Source organism: Chromobacterium sp. FG89 (assembly GCF_057808735.1).
Map to the genome: position 1 here is coordinate 1 of NZ_JBMDIQ010000050.1, position 7,714 is coordinate 7,714.

The 7,714-nt window shown below is 64.1% G+C and carries 4 protein-coding genes; all 4 read right to left on the minus strand.

The window, feature by feature from the left end; genetic code table 11:
* Positions 1-1,948: two-partner secretion domain-containing protein (locus ACODRW_RS24025; RefSeq protein WP_488906879.1), on the minus strand; the 1,948-nt coding region annotated here is incomplete at its 3' end.
* Positions 1,949-2,021: 73 nt separating this feature from the next.
* Positions 2,022-3,482, minus strand: a complete 1,461-nt coding sequence (locus tag ACODRW_RS24030; protein ID WP_488906880.1) for a ShlB/FhaC/HecB family hemolysin secretion/activation protein — start codon at positions 3,480-3,482, stop codon at positions 2,022-2,024.
* Positions 3,483-3,855: 373 nt separating this feature from the next.
* On the minus strand, positions 3,856-5,121 hold the full coding sequence (locus tag ACODRW_RS24035; RefSeq protein ID WP_488906881.1) for a nitronate monooxygenase: 1,266 nt from the start codon (positions 5,119-5,121) through the stop codon (positions 3,856-3,858).
* A 252-nt stretch (positions 5,122-5,373) separates the two neighbouring features.
* A complete protein-coding gene (locus ACODRW_RS24040) occupies positions 5,374-7,383 on the minus strand; it encodes a M13 family metallopeptidase (protein WP_488906882.1) in 2,010 nt (669 codons plus the stop codon).
* Positions 7,384-7,714: the final 331 nt, after the last annotated feature.

Consider the following 7,714-nt stretch of genomic DNA (forward strand, 5'->3'; position numbering starts at 1 on the left):
CGTTGCTGACGCTGGCCGCCGTCAGTTGCAAATCCTTGCCCGCCTGGATCAGGCCCACGCCATTCTCCAGCTGCCCAGCCGTCAGCTTGAACTGGCCGTCGCTGCCGAGCAGGCCATTGTTGCGCAGCGCGCCGCTGGCGCTAAGACTCAGGCCCTGCAAGGCGGTCAATCGCCCTTGCGCGTTGTCGAGCTCCGCCGTCTTGAGCTCGGCTTTGGCGTCGCTGTGCAGCTTGCCTTGCTCGCGGTTGTCGATTTTGTCCGCGCTCACTCGCAGCGTGTCCGCGCCGGCGTGGCTGATCTCGCCATGCCGGTTGTCGATGGCCGCAGCCTCCACGTCCAGCGTTTTGCCCCGGCTGGAGATCACCCCGTCGCGGTTGTCCAACACGCGCTGCAAGCGTACGGAGCCGGCCGCCGCGCCGCTTTGCGCGATCAGGCCGCCGCGGTTGTCCAGCGCCCTCGCCTGCAGTTCTAACTGCCCGGCGCTCAAGGCGCTTTCTTGCAGCTTGATGTCCTCGCCGGCTTGCATGCGGGCCAGGCCTCGGGCGCCCAGCTTGGCTTGCGAGGCATTCAACTCGCCGCCCGTCGTCACCCGCAAATCGCCGTGGCGGGCGCCTACAACCGCCCCCTGCAACTGGACGCTGCCTGCCTGAATGCTCACCTCGCCGCCGGCCAACAGCTCCCCATGGAAATCCAGGCCCTCGCGGCTGCGCAGCGTCAGCGCGCCGGCCTCGCCCAATTTGCCGTCGGCTTGGGCGCCGGCGGCTACGCTGCCCTTGCCCGCCACCGCGGCCGCTTCAATGCCGAGCGCGCCGCCCGCCGTCAGGCTGCCTTCCAGTTGGGCCGTGTCGGCGGCGGTCACTTGCAAGGCGCCCTGGCTGCGGGTCTGGCCGCTGTGTTCCAGCTTGCCACCGCTGTTGAGCTTGATGTCCTGCTGGCTGAAAGTCTTGCCCTTCAGCACCAGGTCGCCGGCGCTGCTCAGCTGTAGATCGCCGGCCCGCGCCGCCATCTCGCCTTGCTGCTTGACGCCCACCCCGGCCTCGGTGCCCACCAGGCGGATGGCGTTGGCGTACATGCCGCCCAGTTGCGCCACGTCCAGCGCGAAGGCCGGCGCGGCGGAACCGTCGGCCGCCAGCGGTCGCGCCTGCAGGGTGTCGGCGTCCACCTGGTTGCGGCCCAGCACCAGCTCCAACTGCTTGGCGTGCAGCTCGGCATTCACTTGCAAGGCGCGGCTGATGATGGCGAATTTATCGACATTGCCGGCGTTCAGGCCGGCGCCGCTGATATTGACGGCGCCGCCGTTGACCTGAAAACCGGTCAGCGCGCCCTGGGCGTTGAGTTGCGGCGTGCCGGTGCTCAGCATCGCTTGCTGAGTATTGATGAAGCCGCAGCCGCTGCAACTGATGCCCCATGGGTTGGCCACCACCACTTGCGCGCGCTGGCCCGCCACTTCCAGATAACCGTTCAACTGCGAGGGGTTGGCGTGGGTGACTTCGTTGAGGATGATGCGGGCGCTGCCGCCGGCCAGATTGGGATTGCCGCCGACATAGCCGGCCAGCTGGGTATTGACGACTTGCGCGCTGTTGTTGAGCACCGCCCCTTTGGGGCCGACGTTGAACTGCTGGTACTGGTTGTGGGACACGCCGGCGGCGGTGGGGGCGGCGATCTGCACCACCGGCAACCCGTTGTTGGCCTGAATCACCGTCGGCCGTTTGCCGGCCGCCGCGCCGGGATCCGCCGCGATGTCCGCCGCCAGCGCGACGCTGCCCAGGCCGACGCCCACCCACAGCGCGCATAGTTTGAAGCCAAAGCTGCGCGCGGCGGCGAATCTCGCCTCCGCCGCATTCTGGCCGCGGCCGCCGCCCTTGCCCTGCCCGCTTGCGGTTTCCTGCACCGCCATCAGTTGGCCGCGCGCTTGGTTGAAGATGATGCGATAGAGTGTTTTGTTCATGATGGCGTCGTCGAAACGGGACAGGGCCCGGCCTTGAACGCACGCTCAAGGCCGGGAGCTCGGCAAAACGGGCTTATTGCCAGAGCAGGGTCAGATTGAAATGGGTAATGGCGGACCGGTTCCAGCCTTGCGGCTGGCGCATTGCGCGTTCGTGGCTGAGTTCGGCGCTGAGTTTGCCCGCCAACTGCGCGCGCAGGCCGGCGGCCCAGCCGGAAAGGCTGCGGCTGCTGTCGTCGGCGTAAGCCGGATGCGACACCCGGCCAGCGTCCAAGCCCAGATAGCCTTCCAGCTGCGCGCCGGCCAAGGCCGGCAGCGGCGCGCTCAACTCATTGCGCCAATACAAGCCGCCGCGGCCGCTGAGGCTGTTGCTGTTGAAGCCGCGCACGGTGTAACGGCTGCCGATGGAAAACTGTTCCGAGGGCAGCAGCGGATCGGCGCTGTACTGGCCGCGCAGCTCGCTGCTCCAACGCCAGGTTTGGCTGCCCAAGCGCAGCGGCAGCTGCAAGGCCAGACGGCTTTGAAACAGTTCATGGCGGGCGGTGAAGCCGGAGGCGGCGGTTTGCGCCTCGTTTTGCGCGCCCCAGCCGCCGATGCCGCGCTGATAGCTAAACGAGGCGTCCAGCACCGCTTCGCCCAGATAGCGGCGATGGCTCAGCTCCAGGCCGGCGATGGTCAGATCGCGGCGCTGCTGCGCGATTTCCGCGTCTTCGATAAAGCTGCGCGAGGCCTTGCGGGTCAGGCTGGCCTTGAGTTCGGTCTTGCTGCTCTGGTCTCGGTGAAGCAAGCGCGCCAGCGATAGCAGGGTATTGCGGCTATGGCCGCTGGAAGAGAAGGATTGGTTGACGCCCTTCACCGTTTGCCGGTAAGCGAACGCGCTATAGCTGGCGAAGGCGGTCCAATCGCCCCAGGGCAGCAGCCAGGACACGGTATGCGCCTGGCTCAGCGGGTGGGCGATATGCTCGGCGTCCTGACTCCAGGATAGGGACAGCAGATCGTTGAAGCCGGTGGCGCCACCCAGCAGCAGGCTGGCGTTGCTCTGCAGCCTGCCGGTGGCGGGCTGGCCGCTGTCGTCCAGGCTCAGTTGCCCGGTCAGCTGGCGCGCGCGGCTGCGGCTGACCGCCACGTCGCTTTCGCCCGGCTGTTCTCCGGGGACGATTTCCATCGTCGCCTGCTGGGTGGGCACCCGCCCCAGCTGTTCCAGCCCCTGCTCCAGCGCGCGCACATTGAGAATGTCGCCGGCGCCAAGCGGAAAGGCGGACGCCAGGCCGCGGTCGCCCGGCCCTTCCTTGAGCCGGATTTGATGGATGCGGCCGGGCACCACCGCCAGCCGCAAGCGCCCCTGCGTCAGGTTTTGCTCCGGCAGATACACCCGGCTGGTGACATAGCCGCGCTCCACCATCGCATTGCTCAGCTCCGCCACCACTTGGTCCAGTTGGGCCAAGCCCAGGCATTGGCCTTGCCAGCGGGCCGCCGCCGCAGGCAGCCAGCCGCGCCAGGCGACGGGCATGCCCTCCAGCGCGATTTGCCTCACCATGAAACACGCGCCTTCATGAGCCCCCGCGGCGGCGGGCAGAGCGGCGGGACTGGGCGCGGATGGGGATTGGAGCACGTCGGGCCGCCGTTGCAGCTCTTCCCGCTGCTGCTCTAGTTGTTGTTGCTGATGCCGAAGAATGTGTTCATCCAGCGCGGCGGCTCCGGCGGCGGGAACAAGAAAGCCGCCCAAAACGGCGGCCTGAATCAGGGTATGGTTCACGGAGACTTAGAGTGATTATTTTAAATTATTTAAATGGTATTTATGTCCCCATTTTAAATAATGACAATCACAAGGTAACTACGTGAAAATACGTAACACATAAAAAAACCGGAAGCCTCGCTTCCGGTTTTTAGTCTGCCGCGTCTTGTTCCGCTCAAGCCAGAACAATGCTCTCCAGCTCCGGCAAGGCGATTTTGTGATCCTTGCTGTATTGGTAGTCGTGGAACACGTGCTCGGCGCTGAGCAGTTGATAGCCGCCGTCTTCGCGCCGGACTGTGGTGTCTTTGAGACGATAGGCGTTGTGGCCGCAGGTCCAGCAATCGAAATTGCGCATCTGCGTGCACAAACAGGTCTTGTCCCACACCTTGATGCGGCGCTCGCCGGGGTGGGCCGCCACTTCGCGGTTATAGGCCTCGATATAGGAACAGCCGCCCTTGGCGTCCAGCAGATAGCCGTAGGCCTCGCAATTGGGCCGGATGCCGTCGCCGATGGCCGGACAGTGCTTGATCATCCGCATCGGATAGCCGGTGGGCGACAGCTGGTTGACTTCGATGTCGTCCTCGTTGGCCTTGAAGTATTCCTGCTGCACCTTCTCCGGCAGGCCGCATTCGCGCGCCACGGTAAAGCGGGTGGCCACCTGCACCGCGCCGGCGCCCATTTCCAGGAACTGAGTCGCATCGCTGCCGGTGAACACGCCGCCGGCCGGAATCAGCGGGATATCCAGTTGTTCCGCCCGCAGCCAGTCGCGGATTTCCATGACGATGGCGGCCAGATCGTATTGCGCCCAGTCCATGCCGAAGCCGAGGTGGCCGCCGGCCAGCGGGCCTTCCACCACCACGTAGTCCGGCAAGCGGTTGCTGCGCGCGCTCTTTTTCAGGAAGAGCTGCAGGGCGCGCAGCGAGGAGACGATGATGCCGAGTTTGGCGTCGCGAAAGCGCGGGTGGTCTTCCATCAGCGCGAAGGAGCCCAGGTGCAGACCGGCGGCCAGGGTGATGCCGTCGATGCCGGCGTCCAGCGCGGCGTGCATGCGCGTGCGCAAGGTTTCCTTGGGCGCGTTCATGGTCAGCTTTTCCATGCAGTTGATGAAGACCAGGCCGTCGCCGCGTTTGGCTTCCATGGTCTTGCCCACATGCATGCGGGTGGCCTCGGCCAGCAGGCCCAAGTCGAACTGCACGACGGATTTGTCGCTGTTCTCGACATTGAATTTGTACTGCTTGAGCTTGTCTTTGACGTATTTGGTGTTGAAGCGGCGGTCGGTCACCGTGGGCACCATGGCGTCGGAAATATGGCCCACGCCGCCCAGCCTGGCCGCTTCCAGCGCCAGCGCCGAGGTGGAGATGTCCACACCCATGCCGCCTATCATGATGGGCACCAGCTCCTGCTTGCCCAGCCGCAGTCTGAAATCGTCAACGCACTTCATTAAATCAGCCTATCTCTCCTGAATGCTGGCGGGCATTATCCCCCCGCATTGTGGGAAAATCCATTTTTTTAGAGTTTTTGCTCCGAGCCCTCGGCCGGGACCGAGACCGCCGGGCCGCAATCTGGACTTTAGCCCGCCCAAGTCACTATGCGCCCGCCAGATTGCAGCCGTGCTACGCGCCTGCCATTGAAAAAGCCGGGAGATCCCGGCTTTTTCCTGCCCGCCGACGCGCGGCGGGCATTGCGCCGGCGCTTACCAAATGCGAATGCGCTCGTCCTGGGGCTTGAACATCTTGTCGCCGGGCTTGACCTCGAAGGTTTCGGCGAAGGCGTCGCTATTGCTCGCCGCGCCGATGGCGCGGAATTCCCCCGGCGAATGCGGATCGGTCACCAAACGCGACAACAAGGCCTCGTCGCGAATCTTGGTGCGCCACACTTGGGCGAAACCGTAGAAGAAACGCTGGTCGCCGCTCATGCCGTCTATCGTCGGCGCGCGCTTGCCGTCCAGGGACAGCAGGTAGGCTTTGTAGGCGATTTGCAGGCCGGCGTTGTCGGCGATGTTCTCCCCCAGCGTCAGTTCGCCGTTGATATGCTTGCCCGGCAAGGGTTCGTAGCCGCTGTACTGCGCCACTAGCTTGCCGGTCAGCTGGTCGAAACGGGCCCGGTCTTCCGCCGTCCACCAATTGCGCATATTGCCGTCGCCGTCGAACTGGCTGCCCTGATCGTCGAAACCGTGACTGATTTCATGGCCGATCACCGCGCCGATGCCGCCGTAATTGGCGGCGTCGTCCGCCTTGGCGTCAAAGAACGGCGGCTGCAGAATGGCGGCCGGAAACACGATTTCGTTCAGCGACGGGTTGTAGTAGGCGTTGACGGTTTGCGGCGTCATCCCCCACTCCTCGCGGTCCACCGGCTTGCCCAAGCGGGCCAGCATGCGGCGGTATTCGAACATCGAGCCGCGCTTGATATTGCCCACCAGATCGTCCCGCTTGATCTCCAGGCCGCCGTAGTCTCTCCACTTGTTGGGATAGCCTATCTTCAGCATGTATTTGGACAGTTTTTCCTGCGCGGCCTTCTTGGTGGCCGGGCTCATCCAGCTGAGCGTGTCTATGCTCTGGGCGTAGGCCTTCATCAGATTGCCCACCAGCGCTTCCATCTTGGCCTTGGACTCCGGCGGGAAGTAAGCCTGCACATAGAGCTTGCCCAGGGCTTCGCCCAGATTGCCCTCCACCGCCTTCACCCCGCGCTTCCAGCGCGGCTGTTGCTCCAGCGTGCCGGCCAGCGCCTTGCCGTGGAAATCGAAACGGGTTTGCGCCAGGACGCCGTCCAGATAAGGCGCGTAGGCGTCCAGCGTCTGCGCCGTCAGATAATCCTGCCAGTCTTGCAGCGGCAACGCGGCCGCCAGCTTGGCCCAGGCTTCTGCATAGCTGGGCTGATTGACGTTGACGGCGCTGATGCCGCCGGCCTCGGCCGCATCCAGGAAAGCCTGCCAGTCAAAGCCCGGCGCCCGCTTTTTCAGCTCGGCCACGCTCATCTTGTTGTAAGTCTTTTGCGGGTCCCGGTTCTGCACCTTGCTCCACTGGGCTTCCGCCAGCGTGGTTTCCAGCGCGAACACGCGCTGGGCGCGCTGCTCCGCGTCGGCGTAGCCGCCCAGCTTGAATAGTTTGACCAGATAGGCGCGATAAGCCTGGCGCGCCTTCTCGAAGCGCGCGTCCTTGCCCAGATAGTAGTCGCGGTCCGGCATGCTCAGGCCGTTCTGATACAGGCCGGCCAGGTATTGGCGCGCGTCCTTGGCGTCCGCTTCAACGTAAAAAGCCAAGGGCTGTTGCACGCCCAAGCCCTGCGCCGCGCCCATCCAGGCCGCCAAGGCGCTCTTATCCTTCAAGGCGGCGATGGCCGTCAGTTCGCCGCGCATCGGCGTCAGGCCCAGCTTGTCCAGTGCGGCCTCGTCCATGAAGCTGTGATACAGATCGCCGATCTTTTGCGCCTCAGCCGACGCCTTCGGCTTGGCGGCAGCCTCCTCTATCAGCTTGCGGCTGCGCTCCAGGCTCAGATCGCGCAATTGCTTGAAAGCGCCGTCGTTGTCTTCGGACGCCGGCAACACCGCGTGCTTGACCCAGGCGCCATTGACCGCGTGATAGATATCGTCTTGCGGACGCACCGCGCTGTCGAAATGCTGTTTGTCGATGCCGGACACGGCGCTGGCTTGCGCTTGCCAAGCCAGCAACAAGCTGGCGGCCATCAGGGCTAACTTCATTTTCATCGGGGTTCCTTTCACTCCATTTCTCTGCGGCCCTGTTTTCCTTGTTTTGGTTCCGGTGAAAATGCCGGGCCGGCTCACAATTGCGAAATAAAGGCAGCCCGAAGGCTGCCTTTTCCTCACAAAGGGTCAAACATCAATTTCATGACAAAGACAATATATGAATCAAGACAAGTTATATAAAGCGTGCCTTGGCCGGACTCGCGGGATCACTGCACAAACTGCTCGGAGCCCACGATGCCCAATTTAGTCACACCCAAACGCTGAGATTCCGCCAGCACCATCGCCACCGGCTCATACCCCGCGTCCTTGTTCGGCTTGATGTGGAACTCCG